Annotated in this window: 20 protein-coding genes and 1 pseudogene; 4 read left to right on the forward strand and 17 right to left on the reverse strand. The window is 69.7% G+C overall.

The genetic code is table 11. The annotated features are described in order from the left end of the window. Positions 1-235 precede the first annotated feature (235 nt). The 5 genes from ACN8HC_RS15495 to ACN8HC_RS15515 are packed head-to-tail and all read right to left on the reverse strand — an operon-like array spanning position 236 to position 5,174. A complete protein-coding gene (locus ACN8HC_RS15495) occupies positions 236-1,468 on the reverse strand; it encodes a transcriptional regulator (RefSeq protein ID WP_490075739.1) in 1,233 nt (410 codons plus the stop codon). A gap of 48 nt (positions 1,469-1,516) precedes the next feature. Next, entirely contained in the window at positions 1,517-2,635 is a 1,119-nt protein-coding gene (locus tag ACN8HC_RS15500; protein WP_490075740.1) for an XdhC family protein, read from the reverse strand. Further along, positions 2,628-3,731, reverse strand: a complete 1,104-nt coding sequence (locus ACN8HC_RS15505) for a vWA domain-containing protein (RefSeq protein ID WP_490075741.1) — start codon at positions 3,729-3,731, stop codon at positions 2,628-2,630. Before ACN8HC_RS15505 ends, ACN8HC_RS15500 begins: the two co-directional genes overlap by 8 nt. Continuing rightward, entirely contained in the window at positions 3,728-4,600 is an 873-nt protein-coding gene (locus tag ACN8HC_RS15510; RefSeq protein ID WP_490075742.1) for an AAA family ATPase, read from the reverse strand. The genes ACN8HC_RS15505 and ACN8HC_RS15510 overlap by 4 nt, the downstream gene beginning before the upstream one ends. A gap of 46 nt (positions 4,601-4,646) precedes the next feature. Continuing rightward, positions 4,647-5,174 (reverse strand): nucleotidyltransferase family protein, encoded by a 528-nt coding sequence (locus ACN8HC_RS15515; RefSeq protein ID WP_490075743.1) that lies wholly within the window; start codon positions 5,172-5,174, stop codon positions 4,647-4,649. Between the two features lie 153 nt (positions 5,175-5,327). On the opposite strand from ACN8HC_RS15515, the gene ACN8HC_RS15520 reads away from it, so the two are divergent. Then, positions 5,328-6,371, forward strand: a complete 1,044-nt coding sequence (locus ACN8HC_RS15520) for a bile acid:sodium symporter family protein (protein WP_490075744.1) — start codon at positions 5,328-5,330, stop codon at positions 6,369-6,371. Positions 6,372-6,399: 28 nt separating this feature from the next. Here ACN8HC_RS15520 and ACN8HC_RS15525 read toward each other — a convergent pair. The 11 genes and pseudogenes from ACN8HC_RS15525 to ACN8HC_RS15575 form a co-directional block, all read right to left on the reverse strand. Further along, positions 6,400-7,137: pseudogene (locus ACN8HC_RS15525) on the reverse strand (metal ABC transporter permease); the annotation flags it as partial. After that, positions 7,134-7,964 carry a metal ABC transporter ATP-binding protein gene (locus ACN8HC_RS15530; RefSeq protein WP_490075745.1) on the reverse strand — a complete coding sequence of 277 codons (831 nt, stop codon included), beginning with the start codon at positions 7,962-7,964 and terminating at the stop codon, positions 7,134-7,136. The pseudogene ACN8HC_RS15525 and the gene ACN8HC_RS15530, both read right to left, overlap by 4 nt. After that, positions 7,961-8,860: a metal ABC transporter solute-binding protein, Zn/Mn family gene (locus ACN8HC_RS15535; RefSeq protein ID WP_490075746.1), complete on the reverse strand. Its 900-nt coding sequence runs from the start codon at positions 8,858-8,860 to the stop codon at positions 7,961-7,963. Before ACN8HC_RS15535 ends, ACN8HC_RS15530 begins: the two co-directional genes overlap by 4 nt. A gap of 78 nt (positions 8,861-8,938) precedes the next feature. After that, on the reverse strand, positions 8,939-9,697 hold the full coding sequence (locus ACN8HC_RS15540) for an alpha/beta fold hydrolase (RefSeq protein WP_490075747.1): 759 nt from the start codon (positions 9,695-9,697) through the stop codon (positions 8,939-8,941). Positions 9,698-9,699: 2 nt separating this feature from the next. Next, complete coding sequence (locus ACN8HC_RS15545; protein ID WP_490075748.1) at positions 9,700-11,028, reverse strand: C1 family peptidase; 1,329 nt, start codon at positions 11,026-11,028, stop codon at positions 9,700-9,702. Between the two features lie 40 nt (positions 11,029-11,068). Next, the gene (locus ACN8HC_RS15550) at positions 11,069-12,361 is read right to left on the reverse strand and encodes an MFS transporter (protein ID WP_490075749.1); all 1,293 of its coding nucleotides are present in this window, start codon (positions 12,359-12,361) and stop codon (positions 11,069-11,071) included. Between the two features lie 148 nt (positions 12,362-12,509). After that, positions 12,510-13,487 (reverse strand): quinone oxidoreductase family protein, encoded by a 978-nt coding sequence (locus ACN8HC_RS15555; RefSeq protein WP_490075750.1) that lies wholly within the window; start codon positions 13,485-13,487, stop codon positions 12,510-12,512. Further along, positions 13,453-14,337, reverse strand: a complete 885-nt coding sequence (locus tag ACN8HC_RS15560) for a DUF3626 domain-containing protein (protein ID WP_490075751.1) — start codon at positions 14,335-14,337, stop codon at positions 13,453-13,455. Before ACN8HC_RS15560 ends, ACN8HC_RS15555 begins: the two co-directional genes overlap by 35 nt. Next, positions 14,334-14,957: an L-threonylcarbamoyladenylate synthase gene (locus ACN8HC_RS15565; protein ID WP_490075752.1), complete on the reverse strand. Its 624-nt coding sequence runs from the start codon at positions 14,955-14,957 to the stop codon at positions 14,334-14,336. Before ACN8HC_RS15565 ends, ACN8HC_RS15560 begins: the two co-directional genes overlap by 4 nt. 51 nt (positions 14,958-15,008) lie before the next feature. Next, on the reverse strand, positions 15,009-15,545 hold the full coding sequence (locus tag ACN8HC_RS15570; RefSeq protein WP_490075753.1) for a DUF1697 domain-containing protein: 537 nt from the start codon (positions 15,543-15,545) through the stop codon (positions 15,009-15,011). A gap of 2 nt (positions 15,546-15,547) precedes the next feature. Further along, complete coding sequence (locus ACN8HC_RS15575) at positions 15,548-15,982, reverse strand: OsmC family protein (protein WP_490075754.1); 435 nt, start codon at positions 15,980-15,982, stop codon at positions 15,548-15,550. A gap of 811 nt (positions 15,983-16,793) precedes the next feature. On the opposite strand from ACN8HC_RS15575, the gene ACN8HC_RS15580 reads away from it, so the two are divergent. Beyond that, a complete protein-coding gene (locus ACN8HC_RS15580) occupies positions 16,794-17,405 on the forward strand; it encodes a histidine phosphatase family protein (RefSeq protein ID WP_490075755.1) in 612 nt (203 codons plus the stop codon). 102 nt (positions 17,406-17,507) lie between these two features. Here the strand turns inward: ACN8HC_RS15580 and ACN8HC_RS15585 are convergent, their stop codons facing one another. Next, the gene (locus tag ACN8HC_RS15585; RefSeq protein WP_490075756.1) at positions 17,508-18,989 is read right to left on the reverse strand and encodes a glutamate-cysteine ligase family protein; all 1,482 of its coding nucleotides are present in this window, start codon (positions 18,987-18,989) and stop codon (positions 17,508-17,510) included. A 162-nt stretch (positions 18,990-19,151) separates the two neighbouring features. Here ACN8HC_RS15585 and ACN8HC_RS15590 point away from each other — a divergent pair, with 162 nt between their 5' ends. Together ACN8HC_RS15590 and ACN8HC_RS15595 are read left to right on the forward strand one after the other, a co-directional pair. Further along, complete coding sequence (locus ACN8HC_RS15590) at positions 19,152-20,321, forward strand: exonuclease SbcCD subunit D (protein WP_490075757.1); 1,170 nt, start codon at positions 19,152-19,154, stop codon at positions 20,319-20,321. After that, positions 20,318-23,536, forward strand: coding sequence for an AAA family ATPase (locus ACN8HC_RS15595; RefSeq protein ID WP_490075758.1), 3,219 nt, complete (start codon positions 20,318-20,320; stop codon positions 23,534-23,536). The genes ACN8HC_RS15590 and ACN8HC_RS15595 overlap by 4 nt, the downstream gene beginning before the upstream one ends. Positions 23,537-23,585: the final 49 nt, after the last annotated feature.

Consider the following 23,585-nt stretch of genomic DNA (forward strand, 5'->3'; position numbering starts at 1 on the left):
ACCAAGTCGAAAAACTTCGACCACACCTGCGGCGGATACGACCGAGTACAACCCTTCTGACGATCTCCCACAACATCTCCTTCAATTCGAGATGTTGCCTAGACCGGTGGAATCCGCCCGGCCGCGGCGTACACAAGTCGCGACCGTCGCGAGTTAGGTGCGGTATGCCGGCCGCGGCGCGCATACGTCGCGACCGTCGCGAGTTATGTGCAGGTATGCCGCCACTCCAGCCAGGTCAGCGTTGGGCGGCGGCCAACCGGCCGCGGAGCAACGGCACCGCCCGGTGGGTGCCGGAGCCCAGCTCGCGGAGGCAGGCCTCGAGCACCTCGGCGTCGTAGGGCGCGATCTCGCTGTAGCGCAGCACGGCGTCCGGATCGGGGTCGGCGAGCAGCGCTTCACGCACGGCGACCGCCACGACCTCGGCCAGCTCGGACAGCGCGGGCGAGTTGGTGCCCGGCATCAGGTCACCGCCGTATGCCGTCACGGCGGCCAGCACCTGCCCGTGCCGGATGCGGTCGAGCACCTCGTCGACGTCCACGCTGACCGGCAGCATCAACCGGTAGGGGCGTGACGAGATCGCCCCGCCCAGCGTCGACCGCAGGTGCGAAACCTCGGCCTTGAGCGTGGAGACGCTCACCGCGGCGTCGCCGTAGAGGAGGGCGTGCAGACGCTCCAGTGACAGGCCGTCCGGGTGCAGCGCGAGCAGCGCCAGGATCTCGGTCTGCCGGCGGTTGAGCAGCAGCCGCTGGCCGTCCAGCCGGGCCTCGGCCGCCCCCAGCAGGGTCAGCGACAGCCCCTGGTCGACCGGCGGGAGACCGTGCCGGGGATGCTGCCGGGTGTCGGGCATCGCGCTCTCGATCATCCGCGCCATCATCCGGGCGGTGGCCAGCCCGATCGGGTGCGCACGGTCCCAGGTGGTGGACAGGTCGATGACGCCGAGCCGCTCACCGGTCACCGGGTCGTGCACCGGCGCTGCCCAGCACACCCAGTTGTGCACGATCGGTGAGAAGTGCTCGGCCGAGAAGACGGTCGCCGGAGTGTCGAGCCGGCCCGCCAGGTCCAGGGCGTTGGTGCCGACGCTGGCGTCGTCCCAGCGGCCACCGGCCACGAAGTTGACGGTCTCCGCCTTGCGGCGCATTACCCGGCCGCCATACGTCCACAGGATCCGGGTCTCCGTGTCGGTGACGGCGAGCACGAGGTCGCCGTCCTCGGCGCTGCGCCGCAGTTCGTCCTCCACGACGCCGACCGCGGCCTGCAGCGGCGAGTCCTGCCAGAACGCCGCAGTGTCCCCCTCGTCGGCGAGCGGCGCGCCGCTCACTTCCAGGGCCGGCCCATGTCGGGACCGGCGCCAGCTGGTGAGGATCTCCGGGCGCACCGGGACGGTTTCGTTGCCTTCGGTGACGAACGCCGTCCACGCCTTGACGGCGTCCAGGCGACGGTCCCGCAACGACTCGACAGCGTGGTCCACGGCACCTCCCGGGTGATGACCATCACACTATCCCGGAGCCGTCCCGGATCAGGCGTGAATGCGGCCTTCGGTGTCCGCGAGCCGGTTGCCGCTGCCGCCCCACTGACGGGCGATGATCTCCGCGGCGATGCTGATCGCCGTCTCCTCCGGGGTCCGCGCACCCAGGTCGAGTCCGAGCGGACTGGACAACCGGGCCAGCCGGTCCTCGTCGACACCGTTCTCACGCAGCCTCGCCAGCCGGTCGTCATGGGTCTTGCGCGAACCCATGGCCCCGATGTAGGCCACTTCCGGAGCGGTGAGCGCGACCTCCAGCAACGGCACGTCGAACTTGTGGTCATGGGTCAGCACCGTGATCACCGTCCGGCCGTCGATCCGGCCCGCCTCGACCTCACCGGACAGGTAGCGGTGCGGCCATTCGACCACCACCTCGTCCGCGTCCGGGAACCGTGTCTTGGTCGCGAACACCGGCCGCGCGTCGCAGACCGTCACCCGGTAACCCAGGAACGAGCCGACCTTCGCCACCGCGGCCGCGAAATCGATCGCCCCGAAGACGAGCATCCGCGGCGGCGGCGCGAACGCCGACACGAACACCCGCATTCCCTCGTCCAGCCGCTGCCCGTCCGGGCCGTAGGTCAAGGTGGCGCTGCGACCGCTGGCCAGCAAGCCCGTGGCGTCGTCGGCCACGGCAGCGTCCGCCCGGTCACTGCCGATGCTGCCGACCGGTTCCTGCCCCGGGCGCAGCACCATCCGCCGGCCCACCCACCCGGGATCCGGGTGATCGACGACCGTCGCGACCGCGACCGGCCGGTCGTGCTCGATGTCGTCGGCGACCGCCGCGAGCTCGGGAAAGGTGGTCTTGTCGACCTTCTCGACATACACGTCCAGGATCCCGCCGCAGGTCAGGCCCACGGCGAACGCGTCGTCGTCGGACACGCCATACCGTTGCAGCACCGGTGCACCGGACTCCACGACCTCGCCCGCCAGCTCGTAGACAGCGCCCTCGACGCAACCGCCCGACACCGAGCCGACCGCCTCCCCACCGGGCCCGACCAGCATCGACGCACCGGGCGGGCGCGGCGCCGACCGGAAGGTCGCCACCACCGTGCCGACACCCACCGTCTCGCCCGCGTCGTACCACCGCATCAGCTCCGTGAGCACTTCACGCACGGGCAACCACCTCCAAAACCTGCTCGAACGAGCGCAGCGAATGCCCTGCGACGAAGTCGTCGCAATGCGGGAGCACCGCGACGATGCCTTGCTGCACCGGTTCGTAACCGTCCTTGCCGCGATGCGGGTTGACCCACACCACCCGGTGGGCGAGACGACCCAGCCGGGCCATCTGCTCGCCGAGCAGGTGGGCGTCACCCCGCTCCCAGCCGTCACTGAACACAACCACGACGGCACCTCTGGCCATTCCGCGCGCACCCCAGCGGTCCAGGAACGCCTCCAGCGTCTCCCCCAGCCGGGTGCCGCCGGCCCAGTCGGGGACCTCGTCGCCGGCGCGGACGAGCGCCCGGTCCGGGTCGGCGGTGCGCAGAGCGGCCGTGATGCGCGTCATCCGGGTGCCCAGCGTGAAGACCTCGACCGGTGCGCCGGTGCCGACGAGCGTGTGCGCCAGCCGCAGCAACGCGTCGGCGTAGGGCCGCATGCTGGCCGACACGTCGACCAGTAGCACGATCCGGCGCGGCGCGGTCCCTCGGCGCCGGCACTGCACTTGACCCGGCTCGCCCATGAGGCGCAGCGAGCTGCGCAGCGTGCGTTGCAGGTCGACGTCACCACGCCGCCATGGCGTATGCCGGGCCGCGCGACGCAACGGCGCGCGCGGCCGCAACGCCCGGATCATCGCGTCGAGGATCGCCTTCTGCGCGGCATCCATGCCGGCAACGTCCCGGTGCCGGAGGATGTCCGCCTCGGACGCCGCCGCCCGCACCACATCGCGTTCCCCTTCGCCACCCGCGTCGTCGGGGTCGTCGCTGACCGGCAGCGGCGCGGCGACGTCCTCGCGGCGCTCGCGGGGAATGCTGCGGGGCAGCTCCGACCGGTCGCCGAACCACGCCTCGAAGACCCGGTCGTAGCGCTCCAGGTCGTCCGGTCCGGAGCAGAGTGTCGCGCGGCCGGCGCCATACACGCCTTCGGGGTCGCCCAGTCCGACGATGGCGACAGCGGTGAGGAAGCTGGTCGCGCGGTCCTGGGTGACCCGCACGCCGGCAGCCCGCAACGTGCGGGTGAAACCGAGCAGCACCTCGTCCGGATCGTGATTCATCGGGCCAGCATCCGGTCGAGGACGTGCTTGACCCGGTCGGTGTCCTCGCGGTACTTCACCACCGCTCCGAGGGTGTTGGCCGCCTGCTCCAGGTCGAGTTCGCTGGCGCCCAGGCGCTGCAAAGCCCTTGCCCAGTCAAGGGTTTCGGCGACGCCCGGCGACTTGAGGAGGTGCTCGGTCCGCAGTGATTGGACGACCTCGACCACCTGTCGAGCCAGCGCTTCGGGAACGTCCGGCTCGCGGGAGCGGACGATGGCGACCTCGCGTTCCAGGCCGGGATGGTCGATCCAGTGGTAGAGGCAGCGACGCTTGAGCGCGTCGTGCAACTCCCGGGTGCGGTTGGAGGTGAGCACCACGGTGGGTGGTGTGGCGGCTGCGACGGTGCCGAGCTCCGGGATGCTCACCGCCCATGTCGAGAGCACCTCCAGCAGGAACGCCTCGAACTCGTCGTCGGCCCGGTCGACCTCGTCGATGAGCAGGACCGCGGGCGACTCGCGCAGCGCCCGCAGCACCGGCCGGGCCAGCAGGAAACGCTCGTCGAAGAGCGACTTCTCGGCCTCGGTGGGGTCGAGGGAGCCGTCCTTGGTCGCCGCCTCCAACGTGCGCAGGTGCAGGATCTGGCGGGGAAAGTCCCAGTCGTAGAGCGCTTGGCTGGCGTCGATGCCCTCGTAACACTGCAACCGGATCAGCGGCACCCGGTGGATCTGCGCGAGTGCCTCTGCCAGGGCCGTCTTGCCCGTGCCGGGCTCGCCCTCCAGCAGCAAGGGTCGCGACATCTCGCCGGCGAGGAAGGTCACGGTCGCGAGCGCGGAGTCACAGAGGTATCCGGTGTGCTCCAGCGCCTGCGCCACCGCGCTCGGTGAGTTCATCCCGTCAGGCTAGGCCAGGCGGGGTTGGCGAGCGGTTGGGCCTCGGTCACCGGTCGACGTCCCGGCCGGTGGCCAGGTCACCGCATTCCACCAGCACCGGTGAATGCGCGCGCAGGTAGTCGCGTGCCCCGCGATCCCCGGTCGCGCCGGCCAGCGCGCCCGGCCAGTGGTCGCGGCCGAGCAGCACCGGGTGCCCGGGGACTCCGCCGTATGCCGCGCGCGCCAGCACGTCAGGCGTGTCCGGCTGGTCCAGCACCCGGCTGATGACGTCGCCGCCGACGTCGGGCAGGTCGACGAGCGTGAGCAGGCAACGAGTTTCGTCGGTCAGTGCGCGCAGGCCGGCCCGCAGCGACGCGCCCATGCCGGTGTCCCAGTCCTGGGCCTCGACGATCTCCACGTCCCGGTCGGTCAGCAGCAGCCGCGCCTGGTCCGCGGCCGCGCCGAGCACGACGACGGTCCGGTCACAGCCGGCGAGGACGTCCACGGACCGCTGCAGCCACCCGTCGACCAGTGCCTTCGGCTTGCCCATGCGCCGGCCGGCTCCGGCGGCGAGCAGCACACCTGCGGTCGTCATACGAGCCAGTATGTCGTGGAGCGTTTTTCCGGCCCCAGCAGTCGTCCAGGGTCCACGCCCACGCTCCGCTTCCCGTCGGCATACGCGCGCGCACGCCGACCCCGGCGAGACCTTCGCACGCCTGCCTGCCGGGCGCCCTAGGGTGACCGGGACATGAATCCACTCCGCAACCTCCGCATCGACGGGTTCGTCGTGGCGATCCTGGCCACGGTCGTTCTGGCGAGCGTCTTCCCGGCGACCGTGTCGTTCGCGCCGACCCTCGACCACCTGGTGACGGCGGCCATCGCGCTGCTGTTCTTCCTGTACGGCGCGCGGATGCATCCGCAGGAGGCGTGGCGGGGTCTGCAGCACTGGCGGTTGCACGCGGTGATCCTGGCGTTCACGTTCCTGGTCTTCCCGGCGGTCGGCGTCGGTTTGCGGGTACTTGAGCCGCATCTGCTGAGCCCGAGCCTCTACACCGGCGTCCTCTACCTGACGCTGGTGCCGTCGACCGTCCAGTCGTCGATCGCGTTCACCTCGATCGCGCGGGGCAATGTCGCGGGGGCGATCGTCAGCGCGTCGGCGTCCAACCTGCTCGGGGTCCTCCTCACGCCGCTGCTGGTCATCGCGCTGACGAGCCTGGGCGTGATCGGCGGCGGCAGCAGCATGTCGATCAGCGCACGTTCGATGGTCGACATCTGCCTGCAGCTCCTGGTGCCGTTCGTCGTCGGTCAGCTCGCCCGGCCCGTGGTGGGGTCGTTCGTCGAGCGGCACAAGGCACGCCTGAAGTATGTCGACCGCGGCTCGATCGTCCTCGTCGTCTATGCGGCCTTCAGCAAAGGCGTCCGGCAGGGCATCTGGAGTGCGGTCGAGCCGGGACAGATCGTCTTCCTGGTGGCGCTCTCGATCGTGCTCGTGGCGTTCATGTTGTGGCTGACCTGGCAGGTCGCAGAGCGCCTCGGCTTCGGTCACGGGGACTGCATCGCCGTCCAGTTCTGCGGAACGAAGAAGAGCCTGGCGAGCGGATTGCCGATGGCAGCAGTGCTTTTCGCCGGTCACGGGGTGAGCATCATCGTGCTGCCGCTGATGGTGTTTCACCAGGTGCAACTGATGATGTGCTCGTGGCTGGCGTCCCGCTATGCGTCGACGCCCGTGGCCGAGCCGGCTGCGGGCGGAGTCGCTCGGCCACGACCGAGACGAGGTAGATGCCGAAGCTGACGAACGCGATGAGGACGCTGGCCTTGATGTCGGTGTCGGCCAGCGCAAGGCTCAGCAGGAACCCGCCGTCCGCAGCGACGAGGGCGAACAGCACCGAAAGCGCCGTGAACGCAAGCGGATTGGCCGTCCATCTCCGGGCGGCAGCAGCCGGGGTGATGGCCAGGCTGAGCACGAGCAGCGTGCCGACGACCTGGGCCGCCTCGGTCACCGTCAGCGCGAGCAACAGCAGGAAGATCAGGCTCAGCGCGTTGACCGGAACACCCCTGGCGCCGGCGACCGCCGCATCGACCGAGGCGAACAGCAGCGGCCGGAAGATGACCACCATGACGACCAGCACCACCACGGCAAGGGCGCCGAGCACGAGGACGTCGCGGGTGGAGGCTGTCACCAGCGAGCCGAAGAGGATGTTGGTCGCCGCCGACGAGAACCCGCTGTAGAAGCTCAGCAGGAACACTCCGAGCCCGAGCCCGAAGGCGAGCACCACGCCGATGGCGGTGTTGCCCTCGCTCCGGCGGCGCCCGAGCAGCGCGAATGCCGTTGCAACGACGACCGACCCGACGAGTGCACCACTCACGGCGTCGTTCGCGACGAGCAGACCGGCCACCGCGCTCGGGAAGGACAGCTCGGCCGTGCCGTGCACCGCGAACGCCATGTCGCGCATGACGACGAACGGCGCCACCACCCCACAGGTGAGCGCGATGAGCGTTGCCGCGATGAGCGCGTGCTGTGCAAAGGGGTACTGCAGCATCGTCAGCACGTCGGTCATGCGGACACCGCCTCCGGGCCGCAGTGGTGGGACTGTTCCGGGGTCTCGCCGCCGCCGACCACGATCACCCGACCGCGAACGCGCAGCACGTCGACCGGCGATCCGTAGAGCTGCGAGAGACGCTCGGTGGTGAGCACCTCATCCGGTGTGCCGACCGCCCAGTTGCCGCCGACCAGATAGACGATGCGGTCGACGAACGGCAGGATCGGGTTGATCTCGTGGGTGACCATCACCACGGTGGTGCCGAAGTCCCGGCGCCGCCGGTCGAGCAACTCGAGCACCCCCTCCTGGTGCCGCAGGTCCAGCGAGGTGAGCGGCTCGTCACAGAGCAACACCTGTGGGTTGCTCATCAGCGCCTGCGCGATCCGCAACCGCTGCTGTTCGCCACCGGACAGCTTGCCGATGGGCGCATCGGCATACGCCTGCGCACCGACGGCCGCGATGAGCTCGTCTGCTGCCTGCCGCACCTCGCGCTTCGCCCACGGGACGCCGAAGCGGTGGCCGTCCGCGCCGAGCGCGACCAGGTCGCGGCCGCGCAGTCCGAGGTCGGCGTCGAAGATCTTCTGCTGCGGCACGTAGCCGACGTCGGAACTCCCCCGCGACGGCTGCCGGCCGACGACGGTGACCGAGCCGCCGGACAGCCGTGCCAGCCCCAGCAGTGCCTTGAGCAGGGTCGTCTTGCCGGCACCGTTGGGTCCGAGGATGGCGACGAACTGACCGCGCTCGATGGTCAGGTCGAGACCGGACCACAAGGTCCGGCCGCCGATCGTCAGCGTGGCGTCGCGGAAGTCGACCAGGGGTCGCACGTCGGTGGCGATGCTCGTCATTTCTGCTCCAGTGCGGCGAGTAGCTCCCTGACCTGGGCCAGCTGCCAGTCCTGATAGCTGCGGCTCTTCGGCGGCAGGGTCTCGGTGACCGGCACCAGCGGCACGCCCGCGTCGGTCGCCTGCTTCTTCAGCTGATCGGTCTGTTTGTCGGTGACCTGGCTGTTGTAGATCAGTACCCGCACGGTGTGGTGCTGCAACGCCTCCTCGAAGGCGACGGTGTCGCCGGGACTCGGGTCGTCGCCGTCCTCGATCGCCTGCGGGAAGCCGGCCGGTATGCCGAGCCGGAGCCCGGCGTCGGTCAGCAGGTAGCCGGCGACACGCTCGGTGTAGGCGATCCGCGCGCCGTCATACCGGCTCTTGATGGTGTTGAGCACCTGCTCGACCGGTGTCAGGTCCTTGGTGAACGTCGTGGCGTTGTGACGGTAGGCACCGGCGTGTGCCGGGTCGATCTTTGCCAGGGCGGCCGCAATCGCGCGGGCGAGCTGGGGCATCCGCGGCACGTCGTACCAGAGGTGCGGGTTGGCGTCGGGTCCGCTGACGCCGAGCACCTTCGCCGCGGTCACGACGGTCTGGCCGTGTGGTTCGGCGACCTGCGTCAACTCCTGCATGAAGTCGTCGTACCCGAGGCCGTTCTGCACCACCAGCTGGGCGTCGGACACCGCGGCCGCGTTCTTCACGTTGCACTCGTAGCCGTGCGGGTCCACGTTGGGGTCGTTCAGGATCGAGGTGACGTCGACGTGCGACCCGCCGATCTGCCGGACGATGTCGCCGTAGACGTTGGTGCTCGCGACGACCTGCACCCGGCTGTCCGAGGCAGCGGGTCGGCCCGAATCCGGGCTGCATCCGGTCATCAGCAGGACCGACGCCGCCGCCATCGCGAGCCACCGCAACTTCACGAAGTTCTCCCTCAAGCTGTATTGATAGTCATTCTCGTTAAGGGAACGATAGCAGGCCGAGCCGCAGCGCCCAATCGGTCAGTCGGCCAGCCAGTCGGCGATGGCCCGGCCGAGCGACGGATCGGCAACGGCGCTCATGTGATTGCCCGGTATCTCGACGAACGTGCCGTGCTGCACCAGCCGCGCGAACCGCTCGGAGCCGGCCCGATGGTCGACGTCCTGCGCACCGCACAGGGCGAGCACGGGGGCCGAGATGGTCGACAGCTCAGCGGGGTCGGTGCGGACGCTGGACCGCCACACCCCGCGCAGCGCCACCGGGTCGGAACCGGTCTGCCGCATGAAGATCCGCGCCTTGCCGGCCGCGGACCGCTTGTCGACCTCCTGGTCGAGATCGAAGGCGGTCTCGTAGACCTCGTCGCGGGTCTTGAGGTTCTCGATGCCGTCCAGTCCCATACCGGCGGCGATCAGCCGCCGCGGGCGGGCGCCGCGCAGGACCATTCGGACGCTGGTGTGGGCACCGAGTGAGTAACCGCCCAGGTCGTAGTCGTCCAGACCCAGGTGTTCGAGCAGGGCTGCGCCGTCCTGGGCCAGCACGTCCGGCGGGTATGCCGTGGCGTCGTGCGGCTGCGCACTGTCGCCGTGCCCCCGCAGGTCGGGCATGATGACCCGGAACCCTTTGTCGGCAATGGTTCGGGCGTGACCGTAGCGGATCCAGTTGGTGAGTGCGTTGGACACGAAACCGTGGATGAGTACGACGGGCCGGCCGTCGCCGAGCTCGCGCCATACGAGCTGGGCGCCGTCGAACGACGCGAAGTGATGCGTGGTGGGTTCGGCCATGACTAGGCGAGGGAACCCATCGGGTCCCAGGCGGGCAGCACGATCGGCTCGGTGTCGAGCGCGGCCTGCAGGTCGGCGGGCAGCCGGTCACGGGGCGCCGCGATCTCGAAGACGTATTCGCCGAACCACGAGTCGTTCATCGTGTAGAAGCCCTTGTCCGCCTTGTCGTCGCCCCAGGAGTTCTCGACCCGCCATTTGCGCGGTGTGTCGCCGTCCAGGTCGACGCCGGTCAGCAGCATCGCGTGCGTCATCAGCGTCTCGTGCAACTGCAGCCGGTCGGCCTTGTCGAGCGAGAGCTCGGTGTCGTAGACGCCCTCGAAGTCGTAGAGCGCGGCATCCCAGAGGCCCAGGTCGCGCTCCATCATCTGCCCGACGTCGCAGCCGAACCACACCGGCTCGCCGGCGACAATCGCTTGCGCGGCAAGGCTCTTCAGCGTTGCCGGCGGCACGTTGAGATAGCGCACCGGCGATCCCCCGACGACGTTGCCGAGCTGGTCGACGGTGAACGTGCGTCCGCGCGGGCTCGTCGGTCGCGGGTCGTCGACCAGGCAGACGTAGTCGTCCACGTCGATCGTCAGGTAGCGATCGCGGAACTCCGTCGGCGTGAGGGTCCCGTCACGGTGGAACCCGCCGTCGTCGTCGGTCCACTGCCACTCGAACTCGGCGGGCGGGGTGCCGAGGTGGATGGCCAGGATCCGGTATGCCGCGGACATGACGCGTGCCCGGATCCCCAGGACCTCGTCGCCGCTCTGGGCTGCGCGGATGTCGCGGGCAGCCTGACGCAGCAGACTGCGGAGGTTCTTGTTCATCGCGGCGGTGTTGGACGACGAATCCGTCTCCGGCATCACCGATTTGGGCACCACGCCACACTTGCGCACGAGCGCGGCGAACATGTTCCACTGGCCACCGTCGCCCATGACGTCCTGCAGCAGCCAGGACAGCGTCCGGTCGTCGGCCGGCCGGTCGGCCAGCTGCACCATCGACTCCAGGAAGTAGTTGCAGCGCTCCAGCTTGTCCCAGAAGAACGGGTAGTTCTGCGACAGCTCGAAGTCCTTGACGCCGAGCCTGCTCATCACTCCGGCACGCAGGAGGTTGAGCCCGGCGAACATCCAGCAGCGGCCGCTCTTCTCCTGGCTCGTCGCCGGCCACTTGTCGAGGCGGTGGGACATCGTCCGGTCGGTGGACGTCACGATCGAGCGATCCAGCGCAACCTTGGTGATCGGGCTGGTCGTGACGGCGTTCTGGAAGAGACGATTGACCGGGCGGGCGTCGAACTCCTTGCGGAGGAGCTCGACGTCCTGCTCGGTCAACGACGTGGGGGAAAAGGCCATGAAGTCAGCCTCTCACGATGTAGACGCGCCGTGAAAGCAGTCAGCGGACCAGGCCGGAACTACGCTGCTCCTCGCGCTCGTAATCGTCCAAAGCAGCTGCAGCGCCGCCGAATTCGTCGCCGACCTCACTGGCGATCTGGTCGGGCGCATCTCCGCCGTCGACGTGGTGGCCGTCCTCATCCATGCCCTTGTCGGCCGCGGCCAGCGTGCGGTGCGCAGTGCTGAGCAGGAGCGCAGCGGCGACAGCAGCGACCGCAGCGAGCGCGAACGGGACGTGCAGGTTGTAGTGCTCGACCAGCTTGCCGGCGGCGAACGGTGCGAGACCGCCGCCGATGAAGCGGACGAAGCCGTATGCCGCCGACGCGACCGGGCGCTCGACCGGGGAGATCACCATGACGGCCTGGGTGGTGAGCGTGTTGTTGATGCCGATGAAGATGCCGGCTGCGATCACCGCGCAAATCAGCACGGTACGGTCCGTGGGCCAGATCGCGATGATCGCGAGGTCCACTGCGAAGAGCGTCAGGGCGACATACAGGGTCGGAGCGGTGCCGAACCGGCGCTGGAGCCACGGCGCACCGAAGATCGCGAAGACGGCGACCAGGATGCCCCAGCCGAAGAAGACGAAGCCGAGCTGGATGGCCGACAGACGCATCGGGAACGGCGCGTAGCCGAGCATGGTGAAGAACGCCCAGTTGTAGAACAGCGCTGCAACACCCATGGTGAGCAGACCGCGGTGGCCGAGGGCCTTCAGCGGTGCGGCGAGCGATGTCCGGGTCTTCGGCTTGGGGGTTGCCGGGAGGAAGAAGACGGTCGCGATGAGCGCGATGAGCATCAGCACGGAGACGCCGAAGAACGGGTAACGCCAGTCAGCTTCACCGAGGAGACCACCCACGAGCGGACCACACGCGATGCCGACGCCGAGCGCCGTTTCGTAGAGGATGATCGCGCCGGCGAAGCCGCCGGTCGCCGAGGAGACGATGACAGCCAGCGAGGTCGCGATGAACAGCGCGTTGCCGAGGCCCCATCCGGCGCGGAAGCCGACGATCCCGTTGATCGAGCCGGCCGAGCCGGCCAGCGCCGCGAACACCACGATCAGGCCGAGGCCCCCGATCAGCGTCTTCTTGGCGCCGATGCGGCTGGAGACGGCGTTCGTGACCAGCATCGCCACCGCGGTGACGACCAAGTAGCTGGTGAACAGCAGGGTCGTCTGGCTCGGCGTCGCGTGCAGCTGGCTGGAGATCGCCGGCAGGATCGGGTCGACGAGCCCGATGCCCATGAAGGACACCACGCAGGCGAAGGCGACGGCATAGACCGCCTTGGGCTGGTTGAACATGGAAGGCCGTTGCTTCTCAGCGGCCGCAGGGTGACTCACTGCTTCGCTCCTCGCGCATCTGGACGAACTCTGACCATCCAGAATTATATGCATATTCTATATATATCTCCAAATCGACCCCGCGGTGCCCCGGCGACAGAACGGCCGGCTACGGAACGAGCAGCACCTTCCCGGTGGTTCTGCGACCCTCCAGCGCGTCGTATGCCGCGGCCGCGTCGTCCAACGCGAAGCGCGCGCCGATCTCGAGTTTGAGCGTGCCGTCGGCGAGCCGCCCGAGAATGTCGCCGGCGCGCCAGAGTAGTTCCTCACGGTTCTGCAGGTATGACGCGAGCGTCGGCCGGGTGACGAAGAGCGAGCCGAGCCGGTTGAGCACCTGCAGGTCGAGCGGCTCGACCTGGCCGCTCGCACCGCCGAACAGCACGCCCATCCCCCGCGGCCGCAGCGACTTCAGCGAGGCGTCGAAGGTGGCTCTGCCGACGCCGTCATAGGCGACATCGACGCCGCGACCGGCGAGACGGCGGACCTCGTCGGCGAGTGCGTCTCCGGAGAAGTCCCGGTAGTTGATCAGCTGGGCGGCGCCGAGGTCCTTTGCGATCTCCAGCTTTTCGTCGCTCCCCGCGGTGGCGACGACCGCCGCGTCCTTGCCGGTGATGAGCTGCACCAGCAACTGGCCGACGCCCCCTGCAGCCGCGTGCACCAGCGCGATCTGACCGGCCTGCACCGGCCAGGTGGAGTTGACCAGGTAGTGCGCCGTCATACCCTGCAACATCGCGGCCGCCGCGACGTCCAGGTCCAGCCCGTCGGGCACCGGAACGACGTCTGCGGCGGACACATTGGCGACCTCGGCGGCGCTGCCGGCCTGTCCGGCCCACGCCACCCGGTCACCCACCGCGACGTCCTCGATCCCCGCGCCGACGGCGGTGACCGTGCCGGCGCCCTCCTCGCCCAGCACGAACGGCGTCTCCATGGGATAGACACCCTGCCGCTTGTAGACGTCGATGAAGTTCACACCGACCGCGGCGATGCGGACCTGCACCTGGCCAGAGCCGGGCGGAGGTGTCGCGACGTCCTGCACCTCGAGGACGGATGAGTCACCGGGTTTCGTCACCACCAGAGCACGAGTCATGAGCCAACTGTAGGCACGGCGAGAAGCGTGCGACGTAGTGCCAGACCTGCTTGATCGCCTGTGGAGGGTGGCGGCCGGTCCTCGCGGCATCACCCAGGATGCGGGGCGTCAGCTGCTCGTCGATGGCCAGTTCGGTTGCCAGCCGGACGATTTCCGGTCCGCGGTAGTCGGGATGTGACCGGATGGCGGCGATGGACGCGACGAATCCCTCGTGCCACTCGACCGCACACGGCAGCCGTCGGGCCGCCTCCCCGACCTCCGTCCCGCGGAAGCTCGGGTCCAGGACGACTGCTTCGACGTCGGTCGCCAGGTCGAGGTGGCCGTGCACGTGCGCCTCGACGTAGTCGTCGAGCAGGTCGTGGCCGCCGGCGTCGGCCATCTCGGTGAGCCGACACGCGCTCACAACCCCGACGTCGGACGGGTCGTAGACGCTGTCGGGGTAGCAGAAGGTGGTCCGCTCCAGCGTGTGCGCCGCCAGCCGGACGTATGACGAGCCGAATCTCGGCGAGGCGCCGGTGCTTCTGCGTCGGTGGTTGAGCGCACCGTACGTCGGCCGCAGGTCCGGATCGGCATCGTCATACGCACCGCCGAAAAGCGCACTCTCCCAACGGAACCGGTCACCGCCAGGAAAGGCGGTCAGGCCTCCGTTGCTGGTCCCGGTGACGAACTGCGAGTGGTAGGAACCCTCGCGGGCCAACCGCTCGAGGAGCAGCTCGGTCGAGCCGGGCGCCGCCCACCGGTCCGGATGGAAGCTGCAGGTCACCCGCAGGTCGGCCCGCAACGGCGGCCCCGACGCCCGCGATCGGACGTGCGCGACGGCACGCGCCACACATTCGGCGACGTCGCTCACGCGGCGAACAACGCCGGATCCCCGGCGCCGACGCGCACCACCTCCGGGTAGCCGTCGGAGAAGTCGACGACCGTCGTCGGCTCCACGCCGCACTCGCCGGAGTCGATGACCGCGTCCACCTGGTGGTCGAGGGACTCCTTGACCTGCCAGCCGTCGGTGAGCGGCTCCTCCTCGTCGGGCAGCAGCAGGGTGCTGGTCATGATCGGCTCACCGAGCTCGGCGACGAGTGCACGCGCGACCGGGTGAGTGCTGATGCGGACGCCGACGGTCTTCTTCTTGGGCTGCTGCAAGCGGTGCGGCACCTCGGAGGTCGCCGGCAGGATGAAGGTGTAGGCGCCCGGCGTGGCTGCCTTGATCGCGCGGAACACCCGGTTGTCGATGTGCACGAGCTGGCCGAGCTGGGCGAAGTCGTGGCACATCAGGGTGAAATTGTGCTTGTCCTTCAACCTGCGGATCCGCACGATCCGGTCACGACCGTCCCGGTTGCCGAGCGTGCAGCCGAGCGCGAAGCACGAGTCGGTGGGATAGGCGATCAGTCCGCCGTCGCGCAGGATCTGCACGGCTTGCGCGATGCTGCGCGGCTGCGGGTCCTTGGGATGCACGTCGAAGTAGCGAGCCATGGGCCCACCGTACGACCTCCGGCGCATCGACACGATGCCCTCGCCGGTTGCTCAGCCCCACTTCTCGGCGAGGGTGCGGACGACCTTCAGATCGCGCGTGGTCGAGACTGTTCCCGGGCGCTCGAGGCGCGCGCCCGAGATCTTCGACTCGTGCATGGGTTTGCCGAGCCACCAATGCAGTTCGGTGCCGTCCGGGTGCAGGCGCTCGCCGGGCTCGCTCCAGTCGGCCAGCTCCTGGGCGCGGTCCGCCGGGAGCGGGTCACGGAAGAACGTCACATAACGGCGCAGGGTTGCACCGTCCAGGGGGTCGGCGAGCGAGTCGGCCGTCTCCAGTGCGTCGACGAGCTGCGTGGGGCTGCGAACGATGCAGGGTATGGCGAAGCCGAACTCCTTCTCCAGCAACGTCTCCATGTTCGCCGCGAGCTTCGCGGCGCTGCGTGTCGGGCTCGCGACGTGCACGTTGCCGCTCTGGATGTGCGTCTCGACGTCGCCGTAACCGGCGTCGGTCAGCACCTCACGCAGGCGCTGCATCTTCACCCAGCGCTTGCCGACGTTGACCGCGCGCAGCAGCACGATGTGGCGTGGCATGCTCACTCCGCCTGGTGGGACGTCACCTCGGTCGGCAGCATCACTGTGCGGCTGACCGTGCAGAGACGCTCGTGCGAGGTGCGGATGGCGTCCGGCAGGATCTGCCGGGCGGCGTCGCCGTCGGTGCCCTCGGGGAACTCCACTGCGAAGGTGATGTCGATCGGGCCCATGTGATTGCCCTGCTCGTCACGCAACTTGTCACCCTCGGCGGTGACCTCGAACCGGATAGGTTCGCTGCGCCGGGAGGTGAAGATGTCGACGTCGATGCCGGTGCACCCCGCGATCGCCGCCAGCATGATCTCCACGGGCGTGAACTGCTCGTCGCCACCGCTGCCGAAGTCGAACGTGCCGCCGCGGGCATTCGTCGCCCGGAACTTGCCCGGCGCGGTGCGCGTGATGGTGACGGACCGGTGCGGGTCGGAAGGCTGAGTCGTCATACAGCACAGCGTGCCACTAGGTTGGCGAGCGTGAGCGAGCGGAGCGAGCGACCAATCAGACTCAGGGCTCATCGCGTGACCCGACGAAGGAGGGGCGCGCGATGAGCGAGCGGAGCGAGCGACCAATCGGCCTCGGGGCGAATCGCGTGACCCGACGAAGGAGGGGCGCGCGATGAGCGAGCGGAGCGAGCGACCAATCAGACTCAGGGCTCATCGCGTGACCCGACGAAGGAGGGGCGCGCGATGAGCTAGCGGAGCGAGCGACCAATCGGCCTCGGGGCGAATCGCGTGACCCGACGAAGGAGGGGCGCGCGATGAGCGAGCGGAGCGAGCGACCAATCAGACTCAGGGCTCATCGCGTGACCCGACGAAGGAGGGGCGCGCGATGAGCTAGCGGAGCGAGCGACCAATCGGCCTCGGGGCGAATCGCGTGACCCGACGAAGGAGGGGCGCGCGATGAGCGAGCGGAGCGAGCGACCAATCAGACTCAGGGCTCATCGCGTGACCCGACGAAGGAGGGGCGCGCGATGAGCTAGCGGAGCGAGCGACCAATCGGCCTCGGGGCGAATCGCGTGACCCGACGAAGGAGGGGCGCGCGATGAGCGAGCGGAGCGAGCGACCAATCAGACTCAGGGCTCATCGCGTGACCCGACGAAGGAGGGGCGCGCGATGAGCTAGCGGAGCGAGCGACCAATCGGCCTCGGGGCGAATCGCGTGACCCGACGAAGGAGGGGCGCGCGATGAGCGAGCGGAGCGAGCGACCAATCAGACTCAGGGCTCATCGCGTGACCCGACGAAGGAGGGGCGCGCGATGAGCTCGCACTCGGACAACAGCATTGTCCTGATCCGGCACGGCGCGACGGAGTGGTCCCGCAACGGGCGGCACACCGGCACCACGGACCTCCTGCTGCTCCCCGAGGGCGAGGCCGACGCCCGGAGTCTGCGCGACCAGCTCGCCGAACTCGACGTCGTCGCGACCTTCTGCAGCCCGATGCAGCGGGCACGTCGCACGGCGGAGCTCGCCGGACTGACCGACGTGAGCATCGACCCGGACCTGCGGGAGTGGGATTACGGTGCGTACGAAGGGCTTTCCACCCCGCAGATCCGCGAGCGGCTCGGTGACCCGTCGTGGGAGATCTTCGCCGACGGGGTCGAGCCGGGCGAGACCCCCGGCGAGACGGTCGAGGACGTCGCGGCGCGGGTCAGTCACGTCGTGCGGCGGGTCGTGCCGCTGCTCGAGGTCGGCAACGTCGCCCTCGTAGCGCACGGTCATTCGCTGCGGATCTTCGCCGCTATCTTCCTGCGGCAGGAGGCGCGTATGGGTGCCCAGTTGATGCTCAACGCCGGCTCGCTGTCGACCCTCGGCTTCTACCACGGCACCCCGTGCATCAAGGTCTGGAACACCGGCGGCGACGTGGCGTAGTCGCGGTCTCGATACACCCTCCTCCGCTTCGCTCCCCCGGCCACTCGACCGGCGTGCTCGCTCCCTCCCCCGCTTCGCTCCCCCGCGCACGACGTGCCGTGGCTATTTCACCGGCCAGCTGTGCACCGGCTCGCCGGCGTGCATGTTCTCCAGGTAGAGCCGCAGCATCTCCTGCAACGCCGACGCCCGCTCTTTGCCTTGCCTCTCAAGGGCTTTGACACAGTCGATCTGCCAGGAGGCGCCGTTCTGCCCGGTCCGACACCGATCCTCGATGACGCCGAGGTACCGGTCGCGCACCTCCGTCGCCACGCCCCACTCGGCGAGCCCCTGGTGCGCCATCGGCAACAGATGCCGCAGGGTCAGCTCGTCGGCCCGGACCTCGCCGAAGCCCGGCCAGTAGACCTTCGCGTCGATCCCTCGCCGTGAGCACTCGGCGAAGTTGTCCTGCGCCGCTGCGAAGCTCATCCGCGTCCACACCGGCCGGTCGGAGTCCGCCAGGGTGCGCGCCACGCCGTAGTAGAAGGCGCTGTTGGCCATACAGTCCACGATCGTGGGACCCGCTGGCAAGACACGGTTTTCGACCCTCAGGTGCGGCTTTCCCTCGACGATGTCGTAGATCGGCCGGTTCCACCGGTAGACGGTGCCGTTGTGCAGCCGCAACTCGTCGAGATGCGGCGCCTCACCGGACTCGAAGACCGCGATCGGGTCCTCCTCGGTGGACTCGGGCAGCAGCGCCGGGAAGTAGCGCACGTTCTCCTCGAAGAGGTCGAAGATCGACGTGATCCAGCGCTCGCCGAACCACACGCGCGGCCGAACGCCCTGATTCTTCAATTCGATCGCGCGGGTGTCGGTCGCCTGCTCGAACAGCGGCACCCGGCTCTCGTGCCACAGCTCCTTGCCGAAGAAGTACGGCGAGTTGGCGCCGATCGCCATCTGGATGCCGGAGAGCGCCTGGGCGGCGTTCCAGAAGTCGGCGAACCGGTGCGGTTGCACCTGCAGGTGCAGCTGCACGGACGTGCAGGCGGACTCCGGCGCGATCGACTCGGCATACATGGCAAGGCGTTCGCCACTCACGCCCTCGATGTCGATGAAGATGTCCTCACCGCGGGCAGCGAAGATTGCCTCGTTGAGCGCGGCGTAACGGGCGTTGGCGCTCATCCACTCGGTGGTGAAGTGCTCGGGCATGAGGGTCGGCAGAATGCCGATCATGGCGATCTGGGCGCCGGCTTCGTTGGCCTTCTTCTCGGCGCGGTTGAGGCTGGTGCGCAGGTCCTGCTCGAGTTGCAGGGCGGCATCCCCCGGCATCGGCCGGGGGCTGACGTTGAGTTCGATGTTGTACTGCCCGAGTTCGGTCTGGTAGTCCTCGTCGGCGATCGACTCCAGGACGCTTGCGTTGCTCATGGTCGGCTGGAGGTCGTCGCCGACCAGGTTGAGCTCGATCTCCATGCCGGTGAGCTGGCGCTCGAAGTCGAAACTGTGCGTCGTGAGCATGCGTTCGAAAACGTCGAGGTCCTGGCGCACCTTCTCCCGATAGCGCTGCCGCTGCTCTCGGGTGTATGACGTGGCGGCGACATCCCTGCCCATGACAACCTCCTCGGATGAGCGTGACGACACGCTCGCACATTCTTGCGGCCGTCGGCGGGAAAACGCCCGGAGCGTCCGGGGCGGCGCTCCACCATACGGACGAGATGCCACACGCCGAGCAAGCTGCGGGCTCGTGTCGGTGCCGACTCCTACCCTGCAGGCATGCGCTTCCTGCACACCTCCGACTGGCACCTGGGTCGCCGTTTCCACGGCGCCTCACTGCTGGACGCGCAGGCGGCATACCTGGACCATCTCGTCGAGACGGTCCGCGCCGAGCGGGTCGACGCGGTGCTCGTCGCCGGCGATGTCTACGACCGCGCCTTGCCGGCACCCGACAGCGTCGCCCTGCTGGACGAGACGCTCGCCCGGCTGCGGGACGCCGGCGCCGTCGTCGTGGTTTCATCCGGCAATCACGACTCCGCGGTGCGGCTCGGTTTCGCTGCCCGCGTGCTCGCGCACGGTGGTGTGCACATCCGGACCTCGGCCGAGTCGGTCGGCACGCCGGTGGTCATCGACGACGTCGCGGTCTATCCACTCCCCTACCTGGAGCCGTCGCTCACCGCTCGGGCGCTCGACGCGGCGGAGCCGACGCACGCCGGCGTGCTGCGCGCCGCGATGCGCCGAGTGCAGGCCGACGTCGCGCACCGCGGCCTGCCGGCGGTGGTGATGGCGCACGCCTTCGTCCTCGGTGCCACCAGTTGTGGGTCGGAGCGTGACATCACCGTGGGCGGCGCAAGCGCCGTGCCGGTGTCGATCTTCAACGGCACGGTGTACGCCGCCCTCGGCCACCTGCACGGCGCGCAGCAGGTGGGCGACATCGGACGTTACAGCGGATCACCGGTCGCGATGTCGTTCTCCGAGGCGTCCCACCGCAAGGGCTCGGTGCTGGTGGAGGTCACCGGTGACGTCGTGTCGACGGAGATCGTCGATGCCCCCGTCGCGCGATCCCTCGCGGTGCTGCGGGGCACCCTCGCCGATCTGCTGGTCGATCCTGCGCTCGCGGAGGCCGAAACGGCCTGGTGCCAGATAACTCTCACCGATGCGAGCAGGCCGCTGGGCGCCATGGAGCAGCTGCGTCGGCGGTTTCCGCACACCGTCGAGTTGCGCTTCGATCAACCCGCCAGACAGCTGCGGGACGGCCGCTACACGACGCGGGTCGCGGGCAAGGACACCGTGGAGTTGTGCTGTGATTTCCTCGCGCACACCCGCGACGGTGCCGCCGCGACCGACGCCGAACGCGCCCTGCTGCGCACCGCGGTCGAGCAGGTGCGGCTGCACCGCGACAGCGACGACGGTCCGGAGAGCGTGCGCACCGTGGAGCGTTCCGCATGAGACTGCACCGGTTGCGGATCCAGGCGTTCGGCCCGTTCGCGGGCGTGGAGCACATCGACTTCGACGCCCTCGGCGCCGATGGTCTGCATCTCATCCACGGACCGACCGGCGCGGGTAAGACCAGCATCCTGGACGCCATCTGCTTCGCCCTCTTCTCCGGTGTCCCGGGCAGCCGCATGCAGGGCCGCGACACACTGCGCAGCGATCACGCCGACGCCGCCGCTCGGCCGGAGGTCGAGCTGGAGTTCGGTGTCGGCGATCGTCGGTTGCGCGTATGCCGATCGCCGGAGCACCAGGTGCCCAAGAAGCGCGGCACCGGCATGCGCGCGCAACGCGGCAGCGTGCAGCTGGAGGAACTCCGCGGCGGCCGATGGCACAGTCTCAGCAGCCGCGCCGACGAGGTCGGCCAGATGATCGGTGAGCTGCTGGGCATGGGTCTGCCACAGTTCGCGCAGGTGATGTTGTTGCCACAGGGCGAGTTCACCGCCTTCCTGCGCGCCAAGGCCGACGACCGCGGCAAGCTGCTCGAGCGGCTTTTCGACATCAGCGATTTCGCGGCCGTGGAGCAGTGGCTCATCGAGCATCGCAAACACCTGGAAGCCGAGGTGCAAGCGGCAGTCGCACATCGATCCGCGTTGATCGGCCGAGCCCAGGACGTCGTCGGCGCCCTGCCCGGCGACAACGCCACCGCCGAAGACGCACTGCCGTCATTGGAAGGGGACGACGCAGCCGCTGCGCTGCGCGACCTGACCGGCCGGTTGTCGGACCGGCTGACCGTTTCCCTGGCCGAGGCCGACGCGGCGAAGGCGCAGGTCGAGCAGCTGCGTGTGCACGTCGCGGAGCTGCGAACCATCGCCGGACTGCAAGCGCAGGCCCGGGCTGCCCAGCAGACGCTCGACCGTCTCGCCGCCGACAGCCCGGCGATCGCCGCGGCGGCGCAGCGGCTCGACCGCGCGGGCCGCTACGAGCTGTGCCGACCGGCCATCAGCGCCCTTTCCCGTCGTGAGTCCGCACATGACGAGGCCTGCGGCGTCGCGGAGCAGGCCCGGCTGGCGACGGCGCGCGAGACCGTCTGGCCGGTGCCCGAGCCGCACGGCGCGCATGTTCTGAGCGATGCCGCGCTGCAACCGCTGGTCGAGCGTTCCGCGGCCGGCAGCGCCGCACTGGCCGGCCAGCCCGAGCTGCTGCGTCAACTGCAGTCGGTGCGCGCTGCGGTGCGCGACGCGGCTGCGGCCAGGCAAGCTGCTGCCGCCGACGCCGCACAGTGCGAGAAGTCGCTGGCCGCAGCTCGAGACCGGCGCTCGGAGCTGACCGCCCGCCGCGCCGCACGCCTCTCGGACGCAGGTGCACACGGCCACTGGCGTGACCTGCTGGCCGACCTCGACGCCGCACTGGTCGCGGCCCGCGCCGCGACCGGTGCCCTCGATGCGTTGGCGGCGTCCGCGGAGCAGCATCAACACGCACACCGTGAGTGGGCGCGAGCCGAGAGCGAGGTGCTGCGGCTGCGCGCCGCGCGACTCGCCGGCATCGCGGCCGAGCTCGCCGACCAGCTGGTCGACAACCTGCCGTGTCCGGTGTGCGGTTCACCCGATCACCCGGAGCCGGTCGAGGCCGCACCTGATCACGTGGACGCCGACCGGGTGGCGGCCGCGGAGCAGCGCCAGCAGGACCTCTGCCGGCAGGCACAGCAGGCCGCCGCGCGCTGGTCGGCCACCGTCGGGCGCGCACAGACGACGTGCCGTGCGCTGGCCGAGGTCCTGGGCCGGCTCGGCACGGCACCGGACGACGATGCCGTCGATGAGGTGACCAGGCGCCGGGCCTCGATCTGCTCCACGATCGCCGATCATCGTGCTGCGCTGTCGGAGGTGATCGACCGGCTGGAGGCCGAGGATTCCGCGGTAGAGACGGCCTCGCTGCTCGCCATACGGGCCCTGGCGCGTGAGCTGAAGGCCGCCCATCCAGCCGTGGCCGAGCACACCACCCGTGCGGCGGAGGCCGCGGCCGAGGTCCGTGCGATCGACGAACAGCTGAAGAGCGTGCAGACCGAGCAGCTGGCAGCTGAACAGCCGGCGGCGACTGCCGCACAGGCCTGCCGTGCTGCGGACGCCAGGCTGGACGCGCTCCACACCCAACTCGCCGCTGCCTGCACGCGGCTCGACGAGATGGCCGCGGAGCACGGCACCTTGTGCGGGTGCACCGAGGACGCCGATCCGGCGGCGACACACGCCTCCGCCGCCCGGCAGCTGGCGGTCCTCCTCACCGCTGCCGCGACGCAGCGGACCACGGCGGCCGAGCTCCGCAGTGCGCGCGACGAGCTGGAACGCACCCTGACCGAGCACGGCTTCGCCGACCTCGACGCCGCGCGGGAAGCGATGCTTGCCGACGCCGAACAACAGCGGCTACGGGCAACCCTGGAAGCGGCACGCACGGACGAGGCGAAGGCGACCGGGATCCTGGAGCAGCCGGAGGTGGCCGCGGCAGCCGCCGCCGGACCCGCCGACGTCGACACCGCCGCCGCCGAGCTCGTAGCGGCGGAGCGGGCTGCGCGCCATACCCATGACGCCGTCGGCGAGCTGCGGCGCGCGGTGCAGTCGCTCCACCGCCTGACGACCGAGATCGAAGCGGACGACGCCCAGCTCGTCCCGCTGCGCGAGCAACTCGCCGTCGCGACCGGCCTGTCGGCGGCGGTCGCCGGCTCCGGGGACAACGTGATGCGGATGCGGCTGACGGCATACGTCCTCGCTGCCAGGCTCGAAGCCGTGACCGCGCTGGCCAATGAACGACTGGACGTGATGACGGCGGGCCGCTACCGGCTCGAGCACAGCGACGCCCGGGCCGGCCGAGGCAGCAAGAGCGGGCTGGGGCTGCGGGTGCGTGACGCGTGGACCGGCACCACACGTGACACCACCACCCTCTCCGGGGGCGAGTCCTTCGTCGCCTCGCTGGCGCTCGCGCTCGGTCTCGGAGACGCGGTCCTGCAGGCCGCCGGCGGCCGCCGGCTCGAAACGCTGCTCGTCGACGAAGGTTTCGGCTCACTCGACGAGGACAGCCTCGAGCAGGTGCTCGACGTGCTCGACGGCCTGCGGGCCGGTGGCCGCACCGTCGGCATCGTCAGTCACGTTCCCGAGTTGCGCACCCGCATCCCGTCCCAGATCCGGGTGCACAAGACGGTGTCCGGCTCGACACTGCAGGTGGTGACCGCGGAGGTGGCGTGAGTGCGGATCCGCGACGCCAGCTGACGCTCAGCCGGTCGCCGTACCGCGG

It is taken from the genome of Flexivirga sp. YIM B11880, assembly GCF_058148645.1.